This window comes from Achromobacter sp. AONIH1 (assembly GCF_002902905.1).
Classification (GTDB): domain Bacteria; phylum Pseudomonadota; class Gammaproteobacteria; order Burkholderiales; family Burkholderiaceae_B; genus Achromobacter.
Window position 1 is genome coordinate 3,095,939 of sequence record NZ_CP026124.1, and the last position, 26,043, is coordinate 3,121,981.

Genomic DNA, 26,043 nt, shown 5'->3' on the forward strand with positions numbered 1-26,043 from the left:
TCCGGCGTAGAGGCGGCGCTATATATAGAGGGCCAGCGCGAATTCCATCGCCAGGGGCGAGGCGCGTCCGGAATGCACCGGGTTGGTGCGTTGCTGGCTGAGTCCGGACGAAAAAAAGGGCCTCGCTATGCGAGGCCCCTTATTGTAGCTAGTCCGGCAATTACTTGCGGCTACCCACGATTTCGATCTCAACGCGACGGTTCTGGGCGCGGCCCTGAGCGGTCTTGTTCGAAGCGATCGGGGCCTTCTTGCCCTTGCCTTCGGTGTAGATACGGTTCGGATCAATGCCCTTGCTGACCAGGTAGGCCTTGACCGAAGCGGCACGGCGCTCGGACAGCTTCTGGTTGTAGGCGTCAGAGCCGATCGAGTCGGTGTGGCCGACGGCGATGATCGTTTCCAGATCGATGCCCTGGGCTTGCTGGGCAACTTGATCCAGCAGCTGGCGGCCTTCCGGCTTCAGCGTCGACTTGTCGAAGTCGAAGAACGTGTCAGCGTTGAAGACGACCTTGGCGGCTTGCGGGGTCGGCTTGGCCTTTTGTTGCGCAACCGGAACGCCGTCGCAGCCGGGGATGCCGGTGGCCGGGGTCCAGAAGGCGTCGCGCCAGCACAGTTCGTTCGTACCGTTCTTCCAAACGTTACCGAACGGGTTGCGCCAGTTGTCCACCGTGTTGGGGTAGGACTGGGCCGAGGCTACACCCGAGGCCGTGACGGCGGCGAAGGCGAGCGCCAGAGCGAATTTGGAGGGTTTGTTCATGTTTCTCCTCGTTGAGCTTGAAGCTGGATAAGTGACTCGCAGCGAACCCCCGCCGCATATCAGGAAAACGGGGCCAGTATAGCAACGCCAAGAGCTGGTTCAAAGGAATAGCTACTGGGTTTCCTGCGTGCTGGAAACAATCTTAAGGCATTTGGGGGGCTTTGGCTTCCCTGGAGAGGCGCATTGGCGCTGGATATGGCGATTTCGGCGCTCCACCCGTTTTCCATGTTGGTTTTTGGCAACAGGCCCGGCGGCGGTCTTCCCGACATGCCGCGAGCCTTGCCGGATGCGGGCCGGGCTGGATGGTGTCCAGGCTACCGGGGAACCGCTACCTGAATCGAATGATAGAATTTCCCGTTTACCCGGCCCGGGTTCCTCCTTACACGATTCTGTCGTTATATATATGGATTCCTTTGCCAAGGAGACGCTTCCGGTATCGCTGGAAGAAGAGATGCGCCGCAGTTACCTTGATTACGCGATGAGCGTGATCGTAGGCCGGGCGCTTCCGGATGTGCGGGACGGCCTCAAGCCCGTCCACCGGCGCGTGCTCTACGCGATGCACGAACTGAACAACGACTGGAACCGCGCCTACAAGAAGTCGGCGCGTATCGTCGGGGACGTCATCGGTAAATACCACCCCCACGGCGACCAGTCCGTCTATGACACCATCGTCCGCATGGCGCAGGATTTCTCCATGCGTTACATGCTGGTCGACGGCCAGGGCAACTTCGGCTCGATCGACGGCGACAACGCGGCGGCGATGCGTTACACCGAAATCCGCCTGGCCAAGATCGCCCACGAACTGCTGGCCGACATCGACCAGGAAACCGTGGACTTCGGCCCCAACTACGACGGCAGCGAGCAAGAGCCGCTGCTGTTGCCGTCGCGGCTGCCCAACCTGCTGGTCAACGGCAGCTCGGGCATCGCGGTGGGCATGGCCACCAATATTCCGCCCCACAACCTGCAGGAAGTCGTCGACGGTTGCCTGTACTGCCTGCGCAATCCGAATTGCACGGTCGACGAGCTGATCGAGCTCATCCCGGCGCCGGACTTCCCCACGGGCGGCATCATCTACGGCATGTCGGGCGTGCGCGAAGGCTACCGCACCGGCCGCGGCCGCGTGATCATGCGTGCCAAGACGCACTTCGAAGACCTTGAAAAGGGCAACCGCCAGGCCATCGTGGTCGACGCGATCCCCTACCAGGTCAACAAGAAGACGCTGCAGGAACGCATCGCCGAGCTGGTCAACGACAAGAAGATCGAGGGCATCTCCGACATCCGTGACGAGTCGGACAAGGACGGCATGCGCCTGGTCATCGAGCTCAAGCGCGGCGAAGTGCCCGAGGTGGTGCTGAACAACCTCTACAAGAACACGCAGCTGCAGGACACCTTCGGGATGAACCTGGTGGCGCTGGTCGACGGCCAGCCGCGCCTGCTCAACCTGAAGCAGATGCTGGACTACTTCCTGCAGCATCGCCGGGAAGTGGTCACGCGCCGCACCGTGTTCCAGCTGCGCAAGGCGCGCGAGCGCGGTCACGTGCTGGAAGGCCTGGCCGTGGCGCTGGCCAACATCGACGACTTCATCGCCATCATCAAGGCGGCGCCGACGCCTCCCGTCGCGCGCCAGGAACTGATGGCGCGTTCGTGGGATTCGTCGCTGGTGCGTGAGATGCTGTCGCGCGCCGACGGCGACACGCCGGGCGGCCGCGAGGCTTTCCGTCCCGACGACCTGGGCGCGGAGTTTGGCCTGCAGGGCGATGGAATGTATCGCCTGAGCGATACGCAGGCGCAGGAAATCCTGAACATGCGCCTGCAGCGCCTGACCGGCCTGGAGCAGGACAAGATCGTTGGCGAATACAAGGACATCATGTCCACCATCGCCGACCTGCTCGACATCCTGGCCCGTCCGGAGCGCATCACCACCATCATTGGCGAGGAACTGCAGGCCATCAAGGCCGAGTTCTCGACCGGCGCCAAGGACACGCGTCGTTCCGACATCGAGCTCAACGCGACCGAACTCGACACCGAAGACCTGATCACGCCCACCGACATGGTCGTGACGCTGTCGCACGGCGGCTACATCAAGAGCCAGCCGCTGTCCGAGTACCGTTCGCAGAAGCGCGGCGGCCGCGGCAAGCAGGCCACGGCGATGAAGGAAAACGACTGGATCGACCAGCTGTTCATCGCCAACACGCACGACTTCCTGCTGTGCTTCTCGAACCGCGGCCGCGTGTACTGGCTGAAGGTCTGGGAAGTGCCGCAAGGCACGCGCAACTCGCGCGGCAAGCCCATCGTGAACATGTTCCCGCTGGCTGATGGCGAGAAGATCACCGTGGTGCTGCCGGTCAAGGAATTCAGCGACGACCACTACGTGTTCATGGCGACCACGCGCGGCACGGTCAAGAAGACCCCGCTGTCCGATTTTTCCAACCCGCGCAAGGCCGGCATCATCGCCGTGGATCTGGACGATGGCGACTACCTGATCGGCGCCGACCTGACCGACGGCAAGCATGACGTCATGCTGTTCTCCGACGCCGGCAAGGCCGTGCGCTTCGACGAGAACGACGTGCGTCCGATGGGCCGCAACGCGCGCGGCGTGCGCGGCATGCAGCTCGAGGACACCCAGACGGTGATCGCGCTGCTGGTTGCCGGCGACGAGACGCAAAGCGTGCTGACCGCCACCGAGAACGGCTACGGCAAGCGCACGCCGATCACCGAGTACACGCGCCACGGCCGCGGCACCAAGGGCATGATCGCCATCCAGACCAGCTCGCGCAACGGCAAGGTGGTCGGCGCCGTGCTGGTCATGCCGTCAGATGAAATCATGCTGATCACCACCGGCGGCGTGCTGGTGCGCACCCGTGTCGCGGAAATCCGCGAAATGGGCCGCGCCACGCAAGGCGTGACGCTGATCAACGTCGATGACGGCAGCTCGCTGTCCGGCGTGCGGCGCGTGGTGGAAAGCGATGCCGACGACGACAGCGACCTGGATGAGAATGGCCAGGACGCCGGCGACGAAGGCGGCGACGCAACGGATTCGACGGAACCTACGGAGCAATAATGGCCCGCCCCTGGAACTTCTCGGCTGGCCCCTCGGCCCTGCCCGAGGTGGTATTGCGGCAAGCCGCCGCGGAAATGCTGGACTGGAACGGCAGCGGCATGTCGGTGATGGAAATGAGCCATCGCGGCAAGCATTTCGTGCAGATCTGCGACGAAGCCGAAAGCGATCTGCGCGAGCTGCTGAGCCTGCCGGCCGACTACGCCGTCATGTTCATGCAGGGCGGCGGTTCCGGGGAAAACGCCATTGTTCCCATGAATCTCATGGGACGCCGCGGCACGCCGGCCGCGGACTTCGTCGTCACGGGCCATTGGTCCAAGCGTTCGCACGCCGAAGCCGGGCGCTACGGCAGCGCCCACATCGCCGCCAGCAGCGCCCAGGCGACGCAGCTGGACGGCCGCGAGCAGGCCCCGTTCACCTGGGTGCCCGCCACCGATACCTGGCAGGTGCGCAAGGAATCCGCCTATCTGCACCTGTGCAGCAACGAGACCATCGGCGGCGTGGAATTCCTCGACTGGCCCGACACGGCCGCGCTGGGCGCGCCCGATGTGCCGCTGGTTGTGGACGCGTCCTCGCATTTCCTGTCGCGTCCGCTGGACGTCGCGCGCTGCGGCATGGTGTACGCCGGCGCGCAGAAGAACGCCGGCCCGGCCGGCGTGACCATGGTCATCGCCCGCCGCGACCTGATCGGCCACGCCTTGCCGATCTGCCCGTCGGCCTTCGACTATGCCAACGTCGCCGCCGAGCACTCGCGCTACAACACGCCGCCCACCTTCGCGATCTACATCGCCGGGCTGGTGTTCAAGTGGGTCAAGGCCAACGGCGGCGTGGCCGGCATGGAAGCCGCCAACAAGGCCAAGGCCGACCTGCTGTACGGCTACCTGGACAGCACCAGCTTCTACCGCAATCCGATCCACGCGCCCGTGCGCTCGCGCATGAACGTGCCGTTCGTGCTGCGCGACGACTCGCTCAACGATGCCTTCCTGCAGGGCGCCGAGGCCGCCGGCCTGACGCAGCTGAAGGGGCACAAGAGCGTGGGTGGCATGCGCGCCTCCATCTACAACGCCGTGCCGCTGGCCGCGGTGCAGGACCTGGTCGCCTACCTGAAAGAATTCGAGCGCCGCCATGGATGAAGACCTGCAGCGCGCGCTGCGCCCGTTGCGCGACCGCATCGATGCGCTCGACGCGCAGATCCTCGACCTGCTGTCGCAGCGCGCTCGCGCCGCGCAGGAAGTGGGCGAGGCCAAGCACGCCGCCCAGGCCGACGGCCCGGTGCTGCGGCCCGAGCGTGAGGCCGAAGTCATCCGCCGCCTGCAGCAGCTCAATCCCGGCCCCTTTCCGAACGCCGCCGTGGCTTCGGTCTGGACGGAAATCATCTCGGCCTGTCGCGGCCTGGAGCGCGGCATGACGGTTGCCTACCTGGGCCCGCAAGGCTCGTTCTCCGAGCAGGCGGCGCTGGAGCATTTCGGACACGCGGTGCAGAAGCTGCCGTGCCCGTCCTTCGATGAAGTGTTCCGCGCCGTCGAGGCCGGCCAGGCCGACGTGGGCATGGTGCCGGTGGAAAATTCCACCGAAGGCGCCGTCAACCGCAGCCTGGACCTGTTGCTGAACACGCCGCTCAAGATCCTGGGCGAGCGTTCGCTGGTGATCCGTCATTGCCTGATGTCGAAATCCGGCGGCATGGACGGCATCAAGGCCATCGCCGCCCACCCGCAGGCGCTGGCCCAGTGCCAGGGCTGGCTGACCCGCAACTATCCCGACGTCGAGCGCGTGGCCGCTTCCAGCAATTCGGAAGCGGCGCGCATGGCCGCCGCCGATCCGTCCGTCGCGGCGATCGCCGGCGAAGTGGCCGCGCCGGCCTGGGAATTGCAGGTGGTGGCCTCCGGCATCCAGGACGATCCGCACAACCGCACGCGCTTCCTGGCCATCGGCTATATCGAGCCGCTGGTCAGCGGTCAGGACAAGACCAGCCTGATCCTGGCCGTGCCGAACCGCGCCGGCGCCGTCTATGAAATGCTGGCGCCGCTGGCGGCCAATGGCGTGTCCATGACGCGCTTCGAGTCGCGCCCGGCCCGCACCGGCCAGTGGGAATACTATTTCTACGTCGATGTCCTGGGGCACCGCAACGACGAAAACGTCGCCAGTGCCCTCGCCACCCTGCAGGCGCAGGTCGCCTATCTGAAGGTGCTGGGTTCCTACCCGGCGCCGTGAGCCTTCACCATGACCAACGCATCCAAGCCTCTCGTCGCCCCCGCCCACGTCAGCGCCATCGCGCCCTACCAGGCGGGCAAGCCCATCGAGGAACTGGCCCGCGAGTTCGGGCTGGATCCGGCCGGCATCGTCAAGCTGGCGTCGAATGAAAACCCGCTGGGCATGCCCAAGTCGGCGCGCGCGGCCATGCTGGCGGCGGCCGAGTCGCTGGCGCGCTATCCAGACCCCAACGGCTTTGACCTGAAGTCGGCGCTGGCCACGCGCTACGGCGTGCCGATGAACTGGATCACGCTGGGCAACGGTTCCAACGACATCCTGGAAATCGTGGCGTTGGCGCTGCTGGAGCCGGGCACTTCGGCCGTGTACGCGCAGCATTCCTTCGCCGTCTACCGGCTGGCCACGCAGGCGCGCGGCGCGCGCCACATCGTGGTGCCGGCCAAGGACTACGGCCATGACCTGGACGCGATGTTCGACGCCATTGCCGACGACACCCGCGTGGTCTTCATCGCCAACCCGAACAATCCCACCGGCACCTTCGTGCCGGGCGAGCAGGTCGCTGCTTTCCTGGAGCGCGTGCAGGCCGCCCATGGCGACCGCGTGACCGTGGTGCTGGACGAGGCCTACAACGAATACCTGGATCCGGAATTCCGCTTCGACAGCACCGCGCTGGCGCGCCGCTATCCGAACCTGATCGTCTCGCGCACTTTCTCCAAGGCCTACGGCCTGGCCGGCCTGCGCGTGGGCTTCGCCGTGTCGCAGCCGGCGCTGACCGATCTGCTCAACCGCGTGCGCCAGCCGTTCAATGTCAACACGCTGGCCCAGGCCGCCGCCATCGCCGCGCTGGCCGACAGCGCCTACCTGGAAGAGGCCTACGCCACCAACAAGGCGGGCAAGGCCCAGCTGTGCCAGGCCTTCGACGCGCTCAAGCTGCGCTACGTGCCCAGCTACGGCAACTTCGTGCTGGTGCATGTGGGCGACGCGCCCCGCATCAATCTGGAATTGCTCAAGCGTGGCGTGATCGTGCGTCCGGTGGCCGGCGACGGCCTGCCGGAATGGCTGCGCGTGTCCATCGGACTGCCGCAGGAAAACGCCCGCTTCATCGAGGCGCTGAGCGCGATCCTGGCCGCATGAACGGTGTTTCCGCTTCCGCCGATCAGGGGGCCGCTGGCCCCCTGATTCCTGTCCTGGCCGTGGCGGGCGTGGGGTTGATCGGCGGTTCGTTCGCCGCCGCGCTGCGCCGCGCCGGCAAGGTCGGCAAGGTGCTGGGGGTAGGGCGCAACGCTCAATCGCTGGCGCGCGCGCTGGAACTGGGCTTGATTGACGAGGCCGTCAGCGCCGAGGTCGCGGCGGCCCGGGCCGACATGATCCTGCTGGCCACGCCCGTGGGCGGCCTGCGCGACCTGCTGATCCGGATGCTGCCCACGCTCGCGCCGCGCGCGATCCTGACGGACGCCGGCAGCACCAAGGCCGAAGTGGTCGATGTGGCGCGCGCCGCCCTGGGCGGGCGTTGCGCGCAGTTCGTGCCCGGCCATCCCATCGCCGGCGCGGAACGCACCGGGCCCGAGGCGGCCGACGCCGGCCTGTATCGCGGGCGCAACGTGGTGCTCACGCCGCTGCCCGAGAACGCGGCGGAGGACGTGGCCCGCGTGCGCGCGGCCTGGCAGGCCTGCGGCGCGACGGTGGTCGACATGGAAGCGCAGGCGCATGACCGCGTGTTCGCCTCGGTCAGCCATCTGCCGCACCTGCTGTCCGCCGTCTACATGGAGCAGGTGGCCACGGCCGCCGACGCCCGTCGCCGGCTGGACCTGGCGGGCAGCGGTTTTCGGGATTTCACGCGCATCGCGGCCGGTTCGCCGGAAATGTGGCGGGACATCTTCCTGTCCAACCGCGATGCCATGCTGACGGAACTGGCCGAGGTACGCGCCGTGCTGGACCGCGCCGAGCGCGCGATCGCGGACGGCGATGGCGCCGGCCTGCAGGCATTGCTGGAAACGGCGGCGCAGGCGCGCCGCGACTGGCGCAAGGAGTAGCTGAATGGGCGCTTTGCCTTATCTTGATCTGCCGCGCGTGCGGCGCGCCCGGGGCGAGATGTCCCTGCCGGGTTCGAAGAGCATTTCCAACCGCGTGCTGCTGCTGGCGGCGCTGGCCGAGGGCCGCACCGAGATCACCGGCCTGCTGGACTCGGACGACACCCGCGTCATGCTGACCGCCTTGCGGCAGTTGGGCGTGAACGTGTCCGAGCTGGATGCGGGCCGGGTCACCGTCGAGGGCGTGCGGCGCTTTCCGGTCGAAAGCGCAGAGCTGTTCATGGGCAACGCCGGCACCGCCATTCGTCCGCTCACCGCCGCGCTGGCCCTGATGGGCGGCGACTACAAGCTGTCCGGCGTGCCGCGCATGCACGAGCGTCCGATCGGCGACCTGGGCGATGCGCTCAATGCCCTGGGCGCCCGCGTCGGCTACCTGGGACAGCCGGGCTATCCGCCGCTGCATATCGGTCGCGGCGAGATCATCGCCGGCGCCGTCACGCGCGTGCAGGGCTCGGTGTCGAGCCAGTTCCTGACCGCCTTGCTGCTGGCCGCCCCGATCGAAGCCGGGCGCAGCGGCAAGCCGATGACGATCGAAGTCGTCGGCGAGCTGATTTCCAAGCCCTATATCGAGATCACGCTGAACCTGATGGCGCGCTTCGGCGTCACCGTGCGCCGCGACGGCTGGAGCCGCTTCGTGATCGAAGGCGGCGCCGCCTACCGCAGCCCGGGCCGCATCGCGGTCGAGGGTGACGCGTCCACGGCGTCCTATTTCCTGGCGCTGGGCGCGATCGGCGGCGGTCCGCTGCGGGTCAGCGGCGTGGGCGCCGACAGCATCCAGGGCGACGTGGGCTTTGCCCAGACGCTGGCGGATATGGGCGCCTCGGTCAGCTACGGTCCGGACTGGATCGAGGTCAGTGGCGTGAATGTCGCCGACGGCGAGCGACTCAAGGCCTTCGATACCGATTTCAACCTGATCCCCGACGCGGCCATGACCGCGGCCGCGCTGGCCCTGTATGCCGACGGCCCGTGCCGGCTGCGCAACATCGGCAGCTGGCGCGTGAAGGAAACGGACCGTATCCACGCCATGCAGACCGAGCTGGAGAAGCTGGGCGCGACCGTGGAATCGGGGCCGGATTGGCTGCGCGTGACGCCGCCCGTCCGGGACGGCTGGCGCGATGCGCACATCGGCACCTGGGACGACCATCGCATGGCCATGTGCTTCTCCCTGGCCGCGTTCGGCCCGGCCGCCGTGCGCATTCTAGATCCGGGCTGCGTCAGCAAGACGTTCCCGGGTTACTTTGACGTATACGCAGGCCTGGTTTCGGCCTGAGCCTTATTCTGCGATTCATGACCGTTACCTCCGCAAATCCTGTTGTTGCCGCGCCTGTCATCACCATCGACGGGCCGACCGCCTCCGGCAAGGGCACCGTGGCGCACCGCGTCGCCAAGGCGCTGGGCTGGGATGTGCTGGACAGCGGCGCGCTCTACCGCCTGACGGCCCTGGCCGCCATGCGCCAGGGCGTGGCCGCCGAGGACGAGCCGGCGGTGGCCCGGGTCGCCGAGACGCTGGATGTGCGTTTCGACGGGCCGCATGTCTACCTGGAAGGCGGCGACGTCGGCCACGAGATACGCCGTGAAGAGGTGGGCAACTTCGCTTCCCGCGTGGCGGCGTTTCCCGGCGTGCGCCAGGCGCTGCTGGAGCGCCAGCGGGCTTTCCGTGTGCCGCCGGGCCTGGTGGCCGACGGGCGCGACATGGGCACGGTCGTGTTCCCCGATGCGTCCCTCAAGGTCTTCCTGGTGGCCGACGTGGTCGCGCGGGCGGAGAGGCGGCGTAAGCAGTTGATCGAAAAGGGAATTTCTGCTAACCTTGACGACCTTTTGCGGGATATGCGCGAGCGGGATGCGCGCGATACCCAGCGCGCGGCCGCGCCGCTCGCTCCCGCGAAGGATGCCCGGGTGCTGGATTCGTCGAATCTGACGATCGCGGAAACCGTGCAAGCCATCCTGGATTTCTGGCGGGAATCCGGAAACGCCTGACGCGAGCTTTTGCTCATTCAGGCTTTTCGAGCCCGTTTTTCTTGGCCCTGCTGACGGGCCGGCCTTCTTCGCGGGACATCCCCTCAGGGAACCCGAAGACCAGGCAGGCAAGCAGGTACTTTGACTCCACTGCGGCGGGCAATCCGCTGTGGTGTGTTCTTAACGGCCATTTCGGCCTAATGGATTTCAACCCCATGTCTTCCGTTTCCACTACCGCCACCGGCGGCGAAAGCTTCGCCGACCTTTTCGCACAAAGCCTCAAGAGCCAGGACATGAAGTCCGGCGAGGTCATCAGCGCCGAAGTCGTGCGCGTCGACCACAACTTCGTCGTCGTCAACGCCGGCCTGAAGTCCGAAGCGCTGATCCCCCTGGAAGAGTTCCTGAACGACCAGGGCGAGCTCGAAGTGCAACCCGGCGATTTCGTCTCGGTGGCGATCGATTCGCTGGAAAACGGCTACGGCGACACGATCCTGTCGCGTGACCGCGCCAAGCGCCTGTCGGCCTGGCTGCAACTGGAAAAGGCGCTGGAAAACGGCGAGCTGGTCACTGGCACCATCACCGGCAAGGTGAAGGGCGGCCTGACCGTCATGACCAACGGCATCCGCGCGTTCCTGCCGGGTTCGCTGGTGGATCTGCGTCCGGTCAAGGACACCACCCCGTACGAAGGCAAGACCCTCGAATTCAAGGTCATCAAGCTCGACCGCAAGCGCAACAACGTCGTGCTGTCGCGTCGCCAGGTGCTGGAAGCCAGCATGGGCGAAGAGCGCCAGAAGCTGCTCGAAACCCTGCACGAAGGTGCTGTGGTCAAGGGCGTGGTCAAGAACATCACCGACTACGGCGCGTTCGTGGACCTGGGCGGCATCGACGGCCTGCTGCACATCACCGACATGGCCTGGCGCCGTGTCCGTCACCCGTCCGAAGTCCTGCAAGTGGGTCAGGAAGTCGAAGCCAAGGTCCTCAAGTTCGACCAGGAAAAGAGCCGCGTCTCGCTGGGCGTCAAGCAGCTGGGCGAAGACCCGTGGGTGGGCCTGGCTCGCCGCTACCCGCAAGGCACCCGCCTGTTCGGCAAGGTCACCAACCTGACCGACTACGGCGCGTTCGTTGAAGTCGAAGCCGGCATCGAAGGCCTGGTGCACGTCTCCGAAATGGACTGGACCAACAAGAACGTCGATCCGCGCAAGGTCGTGACCCTGGGCGAAGAAGTCGAAGTCATGGTCCTGGAGATCGACGAAGACCGTCGCCGCATCTCGCTGGGCATGAAGCAGTGCCGCCAGAACCCGTGGGAAGAGTTCGCCACCAACTTCAAGCGTGGTGACAAGGTCCGCGGCGCCATCAAGTCGATCACCGACTTCGGCGTGTTCGTCGGCCTGCCCGGCGGCATCGACGGTCTGGTTCACCTGTCCGACCTGTCGTGGACGGAAACCGGCGAAGAAGCCGTGCGCAACTTCAAGAAGGGCGACGAGATCGAAGCCGTGGTTCTGGGCATCGATACCGACAAGGAACGCATCTCGCTGGGCATCAAGCAGCTGGAAGGCGACCCCTTCAACAACTTCGTCGCCACCTACGACAAGGGCGCCGTGGTTCCGGGCACCATCAAGTCGGTCGAAGCCAAGGGCGCCGTGATCACGCTGTCCGTGGACGTCGAGGGCTACCTGCGCGCTTCCGAGATCTCCTCGGGCCGCGTCGAAGATGCCACCACCGTCCTGAAGGCCGGCGAGAACATCGAAGCCATGATCGTCAACATCGACCGCAAGACGCGTTCGATCCAGCTGTCGATCAAGGCCCGTGACAACGCCGAGACCGCCGAAACGATCCAGCGCATGTCGGAAGCCAGCGCCTCGTCGGGCACCACCAACCTCGGCGCGCTGCTCAAGGCCAAGCTGGACCAACAGCGCAACGACGGTTAATACGTGACCAAGTCGGAGCTGATCGCCGCCCTGGCGGCCCGCTATCCTCAGCTGGCCGCCCGGGACACCGACTACGCGGTCAAGACCGTGCTCGATGCGATGACCCAGGCCCTGGCCTCGGGCCAGCGCATCGAGATCCGCGGTTTTGGCAGCTTCTCGTTGTCCCAGCGGTCTCCCCGCATCGGGCGCAACCCGAAGTCCGGCGAACAGGTGCTGGTGCCTGGCAAGCAGGTGCCGCATTTCAAGGCGGGCAAGGAATTGCGCGAGCGGGTGGACCTGGTCGGCGGCAACGAAGAGGACGCTCAATCTTCCGGATCGAGCGAACCGATGCCGTCTCTGGCGGGTCTGCACGCCATGCACTGATGGCCGGCAGGACCAGGCTGCCTTCGTGGCGGATCTGACCCCGAGCAAAGCCCCTTGAGCGATCAAGGGGCTTTGTTTTTTTGGGCGCCGCATCAAGTCCGCGGCAAGGCGCGCTTGTCGCTTACAATTGACGCCTCGATTTTTCTGGAGCATGCGCCATGCGCTACCTTGTCTGGGCCCTGCGATTGCTCGTGTTCGTCGCGGTTTTGATGTTCGCGCTGAAGAACACCAATCCCGTGGAAGTCCGGTTCTATGCCGATTACGTGGTTCAGGACGTGCCGCTGATCGTCGTCATGCTGGTGGTGTTCGTGCTGGGCGCGCTGTTCGGCCTGCTGCTGACGGTGCCGGCCGCCATGCGCCGCCGCCGCGAGGCCATGCGCCTGCGCCGCGAACTCGACCGCGTGCAGGCCGCCGTGAACGGCACGACGCCGTCCGTGCCGCCGGAAGCCGTGGCGCCCATGTCGCCGCTGTAGCGGAGCAGGCTCGCCCGCGAAGCGTTGCACGTGATGGGTGGACGGATGGCGTCCACGGATAACTGAATTTCTTCAAGAGCCCGTATAGTGGATTTTGAACCTTGGTGGTTGATTTTCGTGCCGGTGCTGTTCGCGCTCGGCTGGCTGGCCGCGCGTTTCGACATCCGGCAAATGCTGCGTGAAACCCGCAGCCTGCCGGATTCCTATTTTCGCGGGCTGAATTTCCTGCTCAATGAACAGCCGGACCGAGCCATCGACGCCTTTGTCGAGGTCGCCAAGCTCGATCCCGAGACGACCGAATTGCACTTCGCGCTGGGCAGCCTGTTCCGGCGCCGCGGCGAGATGGAGCGCGCCATCCGTGTGCACCAGAGCCTCCTGAACCGATCCGATCTGCCGTCCGCCGAGCGCGAGCACGCGCAGCACGAACTGGCCCAGGACTTCCTGAAGGCCGGCATGCTCGATCGCGCCGAGAGCGGTTTCGAGCAGCTCAAGGACACTCGCTACGCCTTGCCGGCGCTGCGCTCGCTGATCCGCATCTACGAGTCGGAGCACGATTGGCCGCGCGCCATCGAGGCCGTCAAGACCCTGCACGGGCTGGTGGACGAGCCCGTGCCGCAGATCGTCCATTACTACTGCGAACAGGCGCAGACCGCGCTGCAGGCCAAGCCGGCCGACCTGGACGCGGCGCATGTCGCGCTCGAGGCCGCCGATCATGCGTTGACGATCGGCGACACGGCCGTCACGAGCAAAGGCACGAAGGTGCGCACGGCCATGCTGCACGCGCGCGTGGCCTTGCTGGAACAGGATCCCAAGCGCGAGCGTCTGTACCTCGAATCGGTGATGACCGACGCGCCCGAGTATGCCGGGCTGGTGGCCGAGCAGGTGCTGGCCAACTACCGCGCGGCCGGCCAGGAAGCGGCGGGGCTGGACCTGCTGCAGCGCCAGTACGCGCGGCACGCCTCGCTGGATCTGTTCAATGTGATCTTCCGTGAATTGCGGGTGCAGCAGGGCGCCTCGCCCGCCTGGGCGTTCGCCCGTGGCGCGTTGCGCCATCATCCCTCGCTGCTGGGCCTGGACCGCCTGCTGGAGGCCGAGCTGGCCAACAGCGATGGCGCGGCAGAAGACGGCCCCGTGCAGGGCGCGGACCTGACCCTGTTGCGCAGCCTGATCCACAAGCATACCCAGCGGCTGGACCGCTATGCCTGCCGCAGCTGCGGCTTCCAGGCGCGTCGTTTCTATTGGCAATGTCCTGGCTGCAACGCGTGGGAAACCTACGCGCCGCGCCGTCTCGAGGAACTTGAATGAGCTCATTTCCCGCCGAAACCATCGCGCGCAGCCGTGTGCTCGTGGTTGGCGATGTGATGCTGGACCGCTACTGGTTCGGCGAAGTGGAACGCATCTCGCCTGAGGCGCCGGTGCCTGTGGTGCGCGTGGCGCGCCGTGAAGACCGTCTCGGCGGCGCGGCCAACGTGGCCCGCAACGTCGCGGCCCTGGGCGGGTATGTCACCCTGATCGGCGTGCTGGGCGAGGACGAGGCTGGCGCCAGCGTGCGCAAGCTGGCGCGAGAGGCCGGCATCGAAGGCGAACTTATCGTCGATCCCACGCTGCACACCACGTTGAAGATGCGCGTGCTCGGCCGCCAGCAGCAGTTGCTCCGCGTCGATTTCGAGCAGCATCCGGAAACGGCCGCGCTTGACAGCATCGATGCCGCTTTTGCCCGCCATCTGCCCAACCACGACGTGGTGGTGCTTTCCGACTATGCCAAGGGCGTGCTGACGCGTGTCGAGCCGCTGCTGGCCCAGGCGCGCGCGGCGGGCATCCCCGTGCTGGTGGACCCCAAGGGCGATGATTATTCGCGTTACCGTGGCGCCACGCTGGTGACGCCGAACCGCTCGGAAATGCAGCAGGCCGTGGGCCGCTGGAGTTCCGAATCCGAACTGACCGGCCGGGCGCAGCAACTGCGCGCCGAGCTGGACCTGGAAGCCTTGCTCGTGACCCGTTCGGAGCAGGGCATGACTTTGTTCACCGACGCCGGCCGCGACCATATCGACGCCCAGGCGCATGAGGTGTTCGACGTGTCCGGCGCGGGCGACACCGTGCTGGCGACGCTGGCCGTCACGCGCGCCGTGGGCTTGCCCTGGGCCGAGGCCATGGCCTGGGCCAACAAGGCTGGCGGCATCGCCGTGGGCAAGCTCGGCACCTCCGTCGTCACGGCCGCGGAATTGGCAGGAGAAACAGCATGATCATCGTTACCGGAGCCGCCGGCTTCATCGGCAGCAACCTGGTGCGCGGCCTGAACCGTCGCGGCATCACCGATATCCTGGCGGTCGACGACCTGACCGAAGGCGACAAGTTCGTCAACCTGGTGGACTGCAAGATCGCGGACTACATGGACAAGGACGACTTCCGCCGCCGCGTGCTGGACGGCAGCCTGTCGCACGTCCGCGCGGTTCTGCACCAGGGCGCCTGCTCGGACACCACCGAGCGCAACGGTCGCTACATGCTCGACAACAACTACCGCGTCACGCTGGAGCTGCTCGAGTTCTGCCAGGCGCGCGCGATCCCGTTCATCTACGCGTCCTCGGCGGCGGTGTACGGCGGTTCGTCGGTGTATGTCGAAGATCCCGCCAACGAAGGTCCGCTGAACGTCTACGGCTATTCCAAGCTGCTGTTCGACCAGGTGCTGCGCACCCGCATGGACACGCTCAAGTCCCAGGTCGTGGGCCTGCGCTACTTCAATGTCTACGGTCCGCATGAACAGCACAAGGGGCGCATGGCCTCGGTCGCCTTCCACAACATGAACCAGTTCCTGGAACATGGCCATGTGCGGCTGTTCGCGGGCTGGGACGGCTATGTGGACGGCGGCCAGAGCCGCGACTTCATTTCGGTGGAGGACGTGGTGGCCGTGAACCTGCACTTCCTGGACAACCCGGGCACGTCGGGCATCTTCAACTGCGGCACGGGCCGCGCACAGCCGTTCAACGACGTGGCCGCCGCGGTGGTCAACACGCTGCGCGCCGAGCGCGGCGAGGCCGAGCTGTCGCTGGCGCAGCTGGTGGAACTGGACCTGATCCGCTATATCCCGTTCCCGGACGACCTCAAGGGACGCTATCAGAGCTATACCCAGGCAGATGTGTCGCGCCTGCGTGCCGCCGGTTTCACCGCGCCCATGCGCGACGTGCAGACGGGCGTGGCCGAGTACGTGCGCTACTGGCGCGCCCGCAAGTAAGCCGTTGCCGGATGCCGGCCTTGCCGGGCCGGAACAAGCCGCCGCCATGCCTGGTCATGCCGGCGGTTTTTTCGTGGGAAGCCGGAGCATTCCCGGCACGCGTATTTGCCGACGTGGATGTTTCCGTTCACCGCCGCGCCGCCAGCTGCCGGCGATCGCCATGATTTGCGGGTGGCGCGACAACCGTCGCGTCCGCTTCCTTTCAGGAGATCCGCATGCGTGCATACGCTGTTCTATCCAACGTCTCGTCCCGGCTGGCCGCCATTCCCTCCATCCTGAGGCAGGCGTCCGGCCGCCGTCCGGCGCCGCGCCCGCCGTCCGGGCATCAGGCCGACGCCGCCCCGCATCTGCCTGATGCCCGACTGGCCAAGGCGCCGCGCCCGGGTGCGATGTCCCTGCCGGGCTGGCCCTGGCGCACGCCATGGCGCCGTCCCCGCGGCCTGAGCCGGGTCATGGGCGGATCGATATGGCGTCTGTTGGCGGCGGCGGGTATGGCGCTAGCGGCGGCCACGGCCTCGGCCGTCGACGTCAACAGCGCCACCGCGCAGCAGCTGGAGTCGGTCAGCGGGATCGGCCCGAGCACCGCGCGGACCATCGTGCAGGAGCGCGAACGCGCCGGCGCCTTCGAATCGCTGGACGATCTGGCCGAGCGCGTGCGCGGCATCGGCCCGAAGAAGGCCAAGGCGTTGCAGGCCGCCGGGCTGACGGTGGGCGGCGCCGACGGCGCCGCGCAGAATGCCGCGCAAGGCGCCGCCACGCCGGCGGGCAAGGGCGGCGCGCCGGCTGGCGCGGCCCAGTCCGCCAAGGGTGGGGCCGCCGCGAAGGCCAGGCAGTAAGCCATGCCGTCCTTCACGTTCCCGGGCGTGAAGGGCGGCGGGCGTGCCCCTGGCGCCGGCGCGGCTTTTGCGGCCGACGCGCGCGCGCCGGGGTTATGATCGGCTCCATGACTACGAACTACCCCACCATCGAGCAGACCGTCGGCAATACGCCGCTCGTGCGTCTGCAGCGTATTCCCGGAGCTGCGGGCGCGGCGCGCGGCAATGTCATCCTGGCCAAGCTTGAGGGCAATAACCCCGCCGGGTCGGTCAAGGACCGGCCGGCGCTGTCCATGATCGCCCATGCCGAGGCGCGCGGCGACATCAAGCCCGGCGATACCCTGATCGAGGCCACCAGCGGCAATACCGGCATCGCCCTGGCGATGGCCGCTGCCATGCGCGGCTACCGCATGATCCTGATCATGCCCGACAACCTGTCCGTCGAGCGCCGCGCGGCCATGGCCGCTTATGGCGCCGAGCTGATCCTCACGCCGGCCGACAAGGGCGGCATGGAGTACGCCCGGGATCTGGCCACCGAGATGCAGGCCGATGGCCGCGGCGTGGTGCTGGACCAGTTCGCCAATCCCGACAATCCGCGCGCGCACATCGAAAGCACCGGCCCGGAAATCTGGAACCAGACCGAAGGTCGTGTCACGCACTTCGTCAGCGCGATGGGCACCACCGGCACCATCATGGGGGTTTCCACCTATCTGAAGTCGCGCAATGCCGCGATCCAGGTGGTGGGCGCGCAGCCGGCCGAAGGCTCGCAGATCCCCGGCATCCGCAAATGGCCCGAAGCCTACCTGCCCAAGATCTTCGACCGCAGCCGCGTGGACGCCTACGAATCCATCGTGCAGGCCGATGCCGAGACGATGGCGCGCCGGCTGGCGGCGGAAGAAGGCATCTTCGCCGGGATCTCCTCGGCCGGCGCCCTGGTCGCCGCGCTGCGCGTGGCCGAAAGGGTGAACGATGCGACCATCGTCTTCATCGTCTGCGACCGGGGCGACCGCTACCTGTCCACGGGTGTGTTCAATTAGTTCACCCCCGAAGCGCTGCGCGCTTCCCCCTCAAGGGGGCGCCGCTACGGACCGGAGAGTGAGGCCCGCCCCTGAAGCGCTGTGCGCTTCTCCCCTCAAGGGGCGCCGCGACGGACCGGCAAAGCCGGCTCCGTGCGGCCTGGATTGAAACAGCCTTCGACTCTGGGGCAGGCTCTTCTGGTTGAGGCGGTTTGCCGGCCGCGTTCAGCGGCCGACGCGGGCTTCGATTTCGGCGGCCAGGTCGGCCACGGCGGTGGCGTAGAAGTAGCTGCGGTTGTAGTGCGTCAGCGCGAAGAAGTTGGGCGTACCGACGCGGTATTGGGCCGTGCCGCGCGCTTCTTCGACCAGATCGACGATGCCCAGGGGATGGGCGCTCCAGCCAACGGCGGAGGCGCCGGGCTGCAGGCGGCCGCCGGCGGCGCTGATCGTGTTCCAGCTTTGCTTGGGCACCAGGCCGCCGTCGACCAGGGCGGACGGATCCGCCGGCAGGGTCACCGGCGCGAACACGGGCACGCCGCGCTGCCAGCCGTGCTGGGCCAGGAAGCTGCCCACCGACAGGATGGCGTCCTTGGTGCTGTTGGTCAGGTCGATATGGCCGCTGTCGTCGCCGTCGACGGCATAGCGCATGATGCTGCCCGGCATGAACTGCGGCATGCCGATGGCGCCGGCGTAGGAGCCGCGCGTTTCCAGGTCGAGCTTGCCCTGCATCACCAGCGTCAGGAAATCCCCGAGCTGGCCTCGGAACATGGCGGCGCGTTCGGGTTTGTCCGGGTCGGGATAGTCGAAGGCCAGCGTGGTCAGCGCGTCCAGTACGCGGAAATTGCCCATATTGCGTCCATACAGCGTTTCGACGCCGATGATGGAGGCGATGATGGGGGCCGGCACGCCGAAGCGCTGCGCGGCCTGGTTCAGCAGGTCGCGGTTCTCGTTGTAGAACTCCACGCCCCAGCCAATGCGCTTGGGCTCGACGAAGCGCGCGCGGTAGGTCAGCCAGCTGCGCCAGATCTTCTTTCCGGGCGGCGCCGGCGCGATCAGGCGGGCCACGGTGGCGTTGTAGCGCGCGCCTTCCAGGGCGGCGACCATGGGCGCCAGCGGCAGCTTGCGCTCGGCCGACAGGCCTTCCAGGAACTGGCGGACTTCAGGCTTCAGGCCGCCGCTGGGCGTGAGCGCGGCGGGTCCTTCGTCGGCTGTCTCCGGGCCAGGGGCGGTCGGGCCGATGCGGATGGGGGCGGCAGGTGCCTCGCTGGCGGCGGACACGCCCGGCGCGGAGGACGAGCGGGGGGCGGAGGGAGCGGTGGTGGAACACCCCGCGAGCAGGGCCGACATGACCCCGAGTTGCAGTAATCGCCGACAGATGAACATAATCTTCCTTATGGAGACCATGTATCTTACCCACCCGGCATGCCGCTTGCATGAAATGGGCAGTTGGCATCCGGAAAGCCCGCAGAGGCTGGACGCCATCTCGGACCAGTTGTTGGCCAGCGGCCTGATGCCCTATCTAGACGATCGCCAGGCGCCGCAAGCCTCGCGCCACGACATTCTGCGGGTCCATACCGTTCAGTACCTGGACAGTCTGCGCCAGCACGTGCCCGAGCACGGCTACTACCCGATCGATCCCGATACCCTGATGAACCCGCACACCTACGAGGCCGCGCTGTACGCGGCCGGCGCGGGCGTGGCCGCGGTCGACGCGGTCATGGGTGGCGAGGCGCGCACCGCTTTTTGTGCGGTGCGTCCGCCCGGGCACCATGCCTGCCGCTCCCAGGCCATGGGCTTTTGCTTCCTGAACAACGTGGCCATCGCGGCCCGCCACGCGCTGGACTTCCACGGCCTGTCGCGGGTGGCCATCGTGGATTTCGACGTGCACCACGGCAATGGCACCGAAGACGTCTTCGCCGGCGACGAGCGGGTGCTGATGTGCAGCTTCTTCCAGCACCCGTTCTTTCCCAACAGCGGCGCGGACCATCCGGCCGCCAACATGCTCAACGTGCCGGTGCCGGCCTATACCGCGGGCGCGGCGGTGCGGTCCATCGTCACGGACACCTGGCTGCCGCGGCTGGAGGCGCATCGGCCGGAGCTGATCCTGGTGTCGGCGGGATTCGACGCCCACCGGGAGGACGACATGGGTCAGATGGGGCTGGTCGAGGCCGATTACGCCTGGATCACCGAACAGCTCGTCGGGGTGGCCGACCGCCATGCCCAGGGCCGGATCGTCAGTACGCTGGAGGGCGGTTACAACCTGTCCGCCCTCGGTCGCAGCGTGGTGGCGCATATACGGGCGCTGGCGAAGCTGTAGAATCAGGAAAAAATTGTGCAATGCGATCCCGGCGCATGCCGGGTAATTATTTCCATTTGGAGGCAGCGGGATGAAGGTTTTGGTACCTGTCAAGCGCGTCGTTGACTACAACGTCAAGGTGCGCGTCAAGTCGGATCAGACTGGCGTCGATATCGCCAATGTGAAGATGTCCATGAACCCCTTCGACGAAATCGCCGTCGAGGAAGCGACCCGCCTGAAGGAGAAGGGTTCGGTGGCCGAGGTCGTCGCCGTGTCTTGCGGCGTGGCCCAATGCCAGGAAACCCTGCGCACAGCGATGGCCATTGGCGCCGATCGCGGCGTGCTGGTGCAGACCGATGTCGAACTGCAGCCGCTGGCCGTGGCCAAGCTGCTCAAGGCGCTGGTCGACAAGGAACAGCCGCAGCTGGTGATCCTGGGCAAGCAGGCGATCGACGACGACGCCAACCAGACCGGCCAGATGCTGGCCGCGCTGCTGGACTGGCCGCAAGCCACGTTCGCCAGCAAGGTCGAGCTGGGCGACGGCAAGGTCAACGTCACGCGCGAAGTCGACGGCGGCCTGGAGACCGTGTCGCTGAAGCTGCCGGCCATCATCACCACCGACCTGCGCCTGAACGAGCCGCGCTACGTGACGCTGCCGAACATCATGAAGGCCAAGAAGAAGCAGCTGGACACCGTGACGCCGCAGGACCTGGGCGTGGACCCGGCGCCGCGCCTGAAGACGCTGAAGGTCAGCGAGCCGCCGGCGCGCAAGGCCGGCATCAAGGTGCCCGATGTGGCGGCGCTGGTGGACAAACTCAAGAACGAAGCGAAGGTGGTCTGAGATGACGACGCTGGTTATTGCTGAACACGACAACGCCCAGCTCAAGGGCGCGACCCTGAACACCATCGCCGCCGCCGCCAAGATCGGCGGCGACGTGCACGTGCTGGTCGCCGGCGCCAATGCCCGCGCCGTGGCCGAGCAGGCCGCGCAGGCCGCCGGCGTGTCCAAGGTGCTGCTGGCCGACGCGCCGCAGCTGGCCGAAGGCCTGGCCGAGAACCTGGCCGCCCAGGTGCTGGCCGTGGCGTCGGGCTACAGCCACATCCTGTTCCCCGCCACCGCCTCGGGCAAGAACGTGGCCCCGCGCGTGGCCGCCAAGCTGGATGTGGCGCAGGTCTCGGACATCATCGGCGTGGAATCCGCCGACACCTTCCAGCGCCCGATCTACGCCGGCAACGCCATCGCCACGGTGCAGTCGGCCGACGCGGTCAAGGTCATCACCGTGCGCACCACCGGCTTTGACGCGGTGGCCGCCACCGGCGGCTCGGCCGCGATCGAGGACGCCACTGCCGTGGCCGACTCGGGCCTGTCCAGCTTCGTGGGTCGCGAAGTCGCCAAGAGCGACCGCCCCGAACTGGCCGGCGCGCGCGTGGTCGTCTCCGGCGGCCGTGGCCTGGGCAGCGCCGAGAACTTCAAGATCCTGGACCCGCTGGCCGACAAGCTGGGCGCGGCGCTGGGCGCTTCGCGCGCGGCGGTCGACGCCGGCTACGCGCCGAACGACTGGCAGGTCGGCCAGACCGGCAAGATCGTGGCCCCGCAGCTGTACGTGGCCGTCGGCATCTCCGGCGCCATCCAGCACCTGGCCGGCATGAAGGACTCCAAGGTCATCGTGGCCATCAACAAGGATCCGGAAGCCCCGATCTTCGGCGTGGCCGACTACGGCCTGGTCGGCGATCTGTTCCAGGTCGTGCCGGAACTGACCGGCGCGCTATAGAGCCAGACGCAAGGCCGCTACGGAAAAGCCCGCGAACGCAGGTTCGCGGGCTTTTCTTTTGCGCGTGACATCGGATTGCGGGCGCTCAATTCGGGTCATGAATATTGCATAAGGTTATATGTCTTGCGTATTTCCCCCGTACCGAGTTTGATGGAAGAATCGTCGCATGGCTGCCGCCGCGGGATGCAAGCCCGGGCGTCGCAGGCCGCCGACGAGCCGTTGCCGGCCGTGTCCGCCGCGCTCGCGGGCGGGCCGCCCTCGATCAACCTTCATCCGCATGCAGGAGACACCATGAGTCATCTACGCCTGGGCGACATCGCCCCCGATTTCGAACAGGAATCCTCGGTTGGCCCGATCCGTTTTCATGAATTCCTGGGCAACAGCTGGGGCGTGCTGTTCTCGCATCCCGCCGATTTCACCCCCGTCTGCACCACCGAGCTGGGCTACACCGCCAAGCTGGCCGACGAGTTCGCCAAGCGCAACGTGAAGGTGCTGGCGCTGTCCGTCGACGGCAAGGAATCGCACAACAAGTGGATCGAGGACATCAACGACACCCAGTCCACCACGGTCAATTTTCCGATCCTGGCCGACAAGGACCGCAAGGTTTCGGAGCTGTACGACATGATCCACCCGAACGCCAACGCCACGCTGACGGTGCGCTCGGTGTTCATCATCGATCCGAACAAGAAGGTGCGCCTGACCATCACCTATCCGGCCAGCACCGGACGCAACTTCAACGAGATCCTGCGCGTCATCGACTCGCTGCAGCTGACCGACAGCCACAGCGTGGCCACGCCGGTGAACTGGCAGGACGGCGACGACGTGATCATCGTGCCCTCGTTGCAGGACGAGGCCGTGATCAAGCAGAAATTCCCCAAGGGCTACAAGGCCGTGCGTCCTTACCTGCGCATCACGCCCCAGCCGAATAAGTAAATAGCCGGAGTGCATGAAGGGCCGCGCGCCCTGAACGCATCCCGCAGGCTTTGCCGCCAGTACGCCGCGATTCCCCGCTGGGAACGCGGCGTTTTTTATGGGTCTCCACGGCTGGCGCGACGGGCATTCCGCAAGGGGCGCGCGCTGCGCCTGGCCCCAAGCAGGCGAGGCGGCGTGGTTTCGCCATGCCCCGCGTCTATATGCTTGGCGGCGATTAACAATTAAAAAATGATTCGTTCCGTTCAGATCGACTCGCCTGCAAACTTGCTTCCACATTGTCAAACTGACGCAGGGAGCAAGGGATGTCTTTCAGGAAAGCGGGTTGGCTGGCCGCCTTGGCTGCAGTGACGGTTTCGCTCGCGGCGATCGCGCCGGCCCAGGCGCAGCAGAAGCAGACGCTGCTCAACGTCTCCTATGATCCGACGCGCGAGCTGTACCGCGCGATCGACGACGCCTTCGCCAAGCAATACAAGGACAAGGCCGGCGTCGAGCTGACCATCCGCCAATCGCACGGCGGCTCGGGCCGCCAGGCGCGTTCGGTCATCGACGGACTGGAAGCCGACGTGGTGACGCTGGCCCTGGCCTACGACATCGACGCCATCGCCGATCGCGGCCTGCTCCCGGAAAACTGGCAGGCCCGCCTGCCGCAGAACAGCTCGCCCTACACCTCCACCATCGTGTTCCTGGTGCGCAAGGGCAATCCCAAGCAGATCAAGGACTGGGACGACCTGGTCAAGGACGGCGTGCAGGTCATCACCCCCAACCCCAAGACTTCCGGCGGCGCGCGCTGGAATTACCTGGCGGCCTGGGCCTACGCGCTCGAGAAGAACGGCGGCAGCGAGGACAAGGCCAAGGCCTATGTCGGCGAGCTGCTCAAGCACGTGCCGGTGCTGGATACCGGCGCGCGCGGCGCCACCACCACCTTCGTCGAGCGCGGCGTGGGCGACGTGCTGCTGGCCTGGGAGAACGAGGCTTTCCTGGCGCTCGAGGAGCTGGGTCCGGACAAGTTCGACATCGTGGTGCCCTCGCTGTCCATCCTGGCCGAGCCGCCGGTGGCCGTGGTCGACAAGATCGTCGACAAGAAGGGCACCCGCGCCGCGGCCCAGGCCTACCTGGAATTCCTGTACACGCCGGCGGCGCAGGAAATCATCGCCAAGAACTACTACCGCCCCATCGACAAGGACGTGGCGGCCAAGTACGAAAGCAAGTTCCCCAAGGTCAAACTCGTGAAGATCGACGACAAGATCTTCGGCGGCTGGCGCAAGGCGCAGAAGGATCACTTCAGCGATGGCGGCACCTTCGACCAGATCTACCAGCCTCAGAAGAAATGATCTCCTGACCATCGGACGACGGCCATGACCTCAGCCTCGACACCGGCGGCAACGGGCGCGCAAGCGCCTTTTGCCGTTCGCCGCAGCAGCCCGGGCGTATTGCCCGGCTTCGGCATTTCCATGGGCTATGCGGTGCTCTACCTGAGCCTGCTGGTGCTCATTCCGCTGGCCGCGCTGCCCATCAAGAGCGCCTCGCTCGGCTGGCAGGGCTTCTGGGACGCCGTCGCTTCGCCGCGCGTGGTGGCGTCCTACAAGCTCACCTTCGGCGCGTCCCTGATCGCCGCGCTGGTGAACCTGGTGTTCGGCACCATCGTGGCCTGGGTACTGGTGCGTTATCGCTTCCCGGGCAAGAAGATCCTGGATGCGCTGGTGGACCTGCCTTTCGCGCTGCCCACCGCCGTCGCCGGCATCGCGCTGACCGCGCTGTATTCGGAAAAAGGCTGGCTGGGCGCGCCGCTGGCCGAGTGGTTCGGCTGGAAGGTCGCGTTCACGCCGTTGGGCATCGTGATCGCGCTGATCTTCATCGGCGTGCCCTTCGTGGTGCGCACGGTGCAGCCTGTGCTCGAGGACGTCGAGCGCGAGATCGAGGAAGCCGCCGCCAGCCTGGGCGCCAATCGCTGGCAGACCATACGCCGTGTGCTGCTGCCCGCGCTGCTGCCGGCGCTGATGACCGGCTTCGCGCTGGCCTTCGCGCGCGCGGTGGGCGAGTACGGCTCGGTGGTGTTCATCGCCGGCAACATGCCCATGGTGTCCGAGATCACGCCGTTGTTGATCATCGCCAAGCTCGAACAGTTCGACTATGCCGGCGCGGCCGCCATCGCCACGGTGATGCTGGTGCTGTCCTTCGCGCTGCTGTTCATCATCAATCTGCTGCAGGGCTGGCAGGCCCGCCGCGGCCTCGGGAGAGCCTGATGAGCGTCGACCATCGTCCCGCCCACCTGACCGAGCCGCGCTGGGTGCGCGGCATCCTGTTGGGCATCGCGCTGCTGTTCCTGACGCTGTTCCTGCTGGTGCCGCTGGCCGCGGTATTCGCCGAGGCCTTCCGCAAGGGTTGGGCCTTGTACCTGGAGGCCATCGTCGAGCCGGACGCCTGGGCGGCGATCCGTCTGACCTTGCTGGTCGCGGCCATCGCGCTGCCTGTGAACCTGGTGTTCGGCGTGGCCGCCGCCTGGGCCATCACCAAGTTCCAGTTTCGCGGCAAGCAGTTCCTGATCACGCTGATCGACCTGCCGTTCTCGGTGTCGCCGGTGGTGGCGGGGCTGGTCTTCGTGCTGCTGTTCGGCACGCAGGGCTGGTTCGGCGGCTGGTTGCAGGCGCACGACATCAAGATCGTGTACGCGGTGCCGGGCATCATCCTGGCCAGCCTGTTCGTGACCTTTCCGTTCGTCGCGCGCGAGCTGATTCCGCTGATGCAGGCGCAGGGCAGCGAGGAAGAGCAGGCCGCGCTGACGCTGGGCGCCAATGGCTGGCAGATCTTCTGGCGCGTCACGCTGCCAAACATCAAGTGGGGCCTGCTGTACGGCGCCATCCTGTGCAACGCGCGCGCCATGGGCGAGTTCGGCGCCGTGTCGGTGGTGTCCGGCCAGGTGCGTGGCCTGACCAACACCATGACCCTGCACGTCGAGATTCTCTACAACGAATATCAGTATTCGGCGGCCTTCGCCGTCGCCTCTTTGCTGGCCCTGCTGGCGCTGGTGACGCTGGTGGCCAAGAACCTGGTCGAGTGGCGCAACGCGAAGCAGTTGCAGGCCGCCAGCCAGCCCGCCGAGTATCCCGGCCCCGCCGTGGCCATCACCCAGGCCGCCGCCTGACACGGCGCCC

24 protein-coding genes are annotated in these 26,043 nt (G+C 66.7%); 22 read left to right on the forward strand and 2 right to left on the reverse strand.

The annotated features are described in order from the left end of the window. Positions 1-160: 160 nt before the first annotated feature. Positions 161-754 carry an outer membrane protein OmpA gene (gene ompA, locus C2U31_RS14155; RefSeq protein ID WP_103273341.1) on the reverse strand — a complete coding sequence of 198 codons (594 nt, stop codon included), beginning with the start codon at positions 752-754 and terminating at the stop codon, positions 161-163. Between the two features lie 403 nt (positions 755-1,157). On the opposite strand from ompA, the gene gyrA reads away from it, so the two are divergent. The 15 genes from gyrA to cysM all read left to right on the forward strand — a co-directional run bounded on the left by gyrA (position 1,158) and on the right by cysM (position 17,911). Beyond that, positions 1,158-3,815, forward strand: a complete 2,658-nt coding sequence (gene gyrA / locus C2U31_RS14160; protein ID WP_103273342.1) for a DNA gyrase subunit A — start codon at positions 1,158-1,160, stop codon at positions 3,813-3,815. Continuing rightward, on the forward strand, positions 3,815-4,945 hold the full coding sequence (serC, locus tag C2U31_RS14165) for a 3-phosphoserine/phosphohydroxythreonine transaminase (RefSeq protein ID WP_199771003.1): 1,131 nt from the start codon (positions 3,815-3,817) through the stop codon (positions 4,943-4,945). The genes gyrA and serC overlap by 1 nt, the downstream gene beginning before the upstream one ends. After that, a complete protein-coding gene (gene pheA, locus C2U31_RS14170; RefSeq protein WP_103273344.1) occupies positions 4,938-6,023 on the forward strand; it encodes a prephenate dehydratase in 1,086 nt (361 codons plus the stop codon). Before serC ends, pheA begins: the two co-directional genes overlap by 8 nt. Positions 6,024-6,032: 9 nt before the next feature. Next, positions 6,033-7,154, forward strand: a complete 1,122-nt coding sequence (gene hisC / locus C2U31_RS14175; protein WP_103273345.1) for a histidinol-phosphate transaminase — start codon at positions 6,033-6,035, stop codon at positions 7,152-7,154. Continuing rightward, positions 7,151-8,053 carry a prephenate dehydrogenase/arogenate dehydrogenase family protein gene (locus C2U31_RS14180; RefSeq protein WP_103273346.1) on the forward strand — a complete coding sequence of 301 codons (903 nt, stop codon included), beginning with the start codon at positions 7,151-7,153 and terminating at the stop codon, positions 8,051-8,053. Before hisC ends, C2U31_RS14180 begins: the two co-directional genes overlap by 4 nt. A gap of 4 nt (positions 8,054-8,057) precedes the next feature. Further along, on the forward strand, positions 8,058-9,380 hold the full coding sequence (gene aroA / locus C2U31_RS14185) for a 3-phosphoshikimate 1-carboxyvinyltransferase (RefSeq protein ID WP_103273347.1): 1,323 nt from the start codon (positions 8,058-8,060) through the stop codon (positions 9,378-9,380). Positions 9,381-9,397: 17 nt separating this feature from the next. Beyond that, the gene (gene cmk / locus C2U31_RS14190) at positions 9,398-10,087 is read left to right on the forward strand and encodes a (d)CMP kinase (RefSeq protein ID WP_103273348.1); all 690 of its coding nucleotides are present in this window, start codon (positions 9,398-9,400) and stop codon (positions 10,085-10,087) included. Positions 10,088-10,281: 194 nt separating this feature from the next. Further along, a complete protein-coding gene (gene rpsA / locus C2U31_RS14195; protein WP_199771004.1) occupies positions 10,282-11,994 on the forward strand; it encodes a 30S ribosomal protein S1 in 1,713 nt (570 codons plus the stop codon). 3 nt (positions 11,995-11,997) lie between these two features. Continuing rightward, positions 11,998-12,357: an integration host factor subunit beta gene (locus C2U31_RS14200; protein WP_103273350.1), complete on the forward strand. Its 360-nt coding sequence runs from the start codon at positions 11,998-12,000 to the stop codon at positions 12,355-12,357. A gap of 158 nt (positions 12,358-12,515) precedes the next feature. Further along, entirely contained in the window at positions 12,516-12,830 is a 315-nt protein-coding gene (locus C2U31_RS14205) for a lipopolysaccharide assembly LapA domain-containing protein (RefSeq protein WP_103273351.1), read from the forward strand. Positions 12,831-12,917: 87 nt separating this feature from the next. Next, on the forward strand, positions 12,918-14,135 hold the full coding sequence (gene lapB / locus C2U31_RS14210; RefSeq protein WP_103273352.1) for a lipopolysaccharide assembly protein LapB: 1,218 nt from the start codon (positions 12,918-12,920) through the stop codon (positions 14,133-14,135). Further along, positions 14,132-15,073 carry a D-glycero-beta-D-manno-heptose-7-phosphate kinase gene (rfaE1, locus tag C2U31_RS14215; protein WP_103273353.1) on the forward strand — a complete coding sequence of 314 codons (942 nt, stop codon included), beginning with the start codon at positions 14,132-14,134 and terminating at the stop codon, positions 15,071-15,073. The genes lapB and rfaE1 overlap by 4 nt, the downstream gene beginning before the upstream one ends. After that, on the forward strand, positions 15,070-16,059 hold the full coding sequence (rfaD, locus tag C2U31_RS14220) for an ADP-glyceromanno-heptose 6-epimerase (RefSeq protein WP_103273354.1): 990 nt from the start codon (positions 15,070-15,072) through the stop codon (positions 16,057-16,059). The genes rfaE1 and rfaD overlap by 4 nt, the downstream gene beginning before the upstream one ends. 215 nt (positions 16,060-16,274) lie before the next feature. Further along, the gene (locus C2U31_RS14225) at positions 16,275-16,895 is read left to right on the forward strand and encodes a helix-hairpin-helix domain-containing protein (protein WP_199771005.1); all 621 of its coding nucleotides are present in this window, start codon (positions 16,275-16,277) and stop codon (positions 16,893-16,895) included. 107 nt (positions 16,896-17,002) lie between these two features. Further along, complete coding sequence (gene cysM / locus C2U31_RS14230) at positions 17,003-17,911, forward strand: cysteine synthase CysM (protein ID WP_103276370.1); 909 nt, start codon at positions 17,003-17,005, stop codon at positions 17,909-17,911. Between the two features lie 204 nt (positions 17,912-18,115). On the opposite strand, the gene mltB is transcribed toward cysM, so the two are convergent. Next, complete coding sequence (gene mltB / locus C2U31_RS14235) at positions 18,116-19,273, reverse strand: lytic murein transglycosylase B (RefSeq protein ID WP_103273355.1); 1,158 nt, start codon at positions 19,271-19,273, stop codon at positions 18,116-18,118. Between the two features lie 10 nt (positions 19,274-19,283). Here mltB and C2U31_RS14240 point away from each other — a divergent pair, with 10 nt between their 5' ends. The 7 genes from C2U31_RS14240 to cysW all read left to right on the forward strand — a co-directional run bounded on the left by C2U31_RS14240 (position 19,284) and on the right by cysW (position 26,033). Beyond that, positions 19,284-20,207, forward strand: coding sequence for a histone deacetylase family protein (locus C2U31_RS14240; RefSeq protein ID WP_199771033.1), 924 nt, complete (start codon positions 19,284-19,286; stop codon positions 20,205-20,207). A gap of 70 nt (positions 20,208-20,277) precedes the next feature. Further along, complete coding sequence (locus tag C2U31_RS14245; RefSeq protein WP_103273356.1) at positions 20,278-21,027, forward strand: electron transfer flavoprotein subunit beta/FixA family protein; 750 nt, start codon at positions 20,278-20,280, stop codon at positions 21,025-21,027. A 1-nt stretch (position 21,028) separates the two neighbouring features. Continuing rightward, positions 21,029-21,958 carry an electron transfer flavoprotein subunit alpha/FixB family protein gene (locus C2U31_RS14250; RefSeq protein WP_103273357.1) on the forward strand — a complete coding sequence of 310 codons (930 nt, stop codon included), beginning with the start codon at positions 21,029-21,031 and terminating at the stop codon, positions 21,956-21,958. A gap of 291 nt (positions 21,959-22,249) precedes the next feature. Next, positions 22,250-22,891, forward strand: coding sequence for a peroxiredoxin (locus C2U31_RS14255; RefSeq protein WP_103276372.1), 642 nt, complete (start codon positions 22,250-22,252; stop codon positions 22,889-22,891). 302 nt (positions 22,892-23,193) lie between these two features. Continuing rightward, positions 23,194-24,222 carry a sulfate ABC transporter substrate-binding protein gene (locus tag C2U31_RS14260; RefSeq protein WP_103273358.1) on the forward strand — a complete coding sequence of 343 codons (1,029 nt, stop codon included), beginning with the start codon at positions 23,194-23,196 and terminating at the stop codon, positions 24,220-24,222. 24 nt (positions 24,223-24,246) lie between these two features. After that, positions 24,247-25,134 (forward strand): sulfate ABC transporter permease subunit CysT, encoded by an 888-nt coding sequence (gene cysT / locus C2U31_RS14265; protein ID WP_103273359.1) that lies wholly within the window; start codon positions 24,247-24,249, stop codon positions 25,132-25,134. Beyond that, entirely contained in the window at positions 25,134-26,033 is a 900-nt protein-coding gene (gene cysW / locus C2U31_RS14270) for a sulfate ABC transporter permease subunit CysW (protein WP_103273360.1), read from the forward strand. Before cysT ends, cysW begins: the two co-directional genes overlap by 1 nt. Positions 26,034-26,043 lie beyond the last annotated feature (10 nt).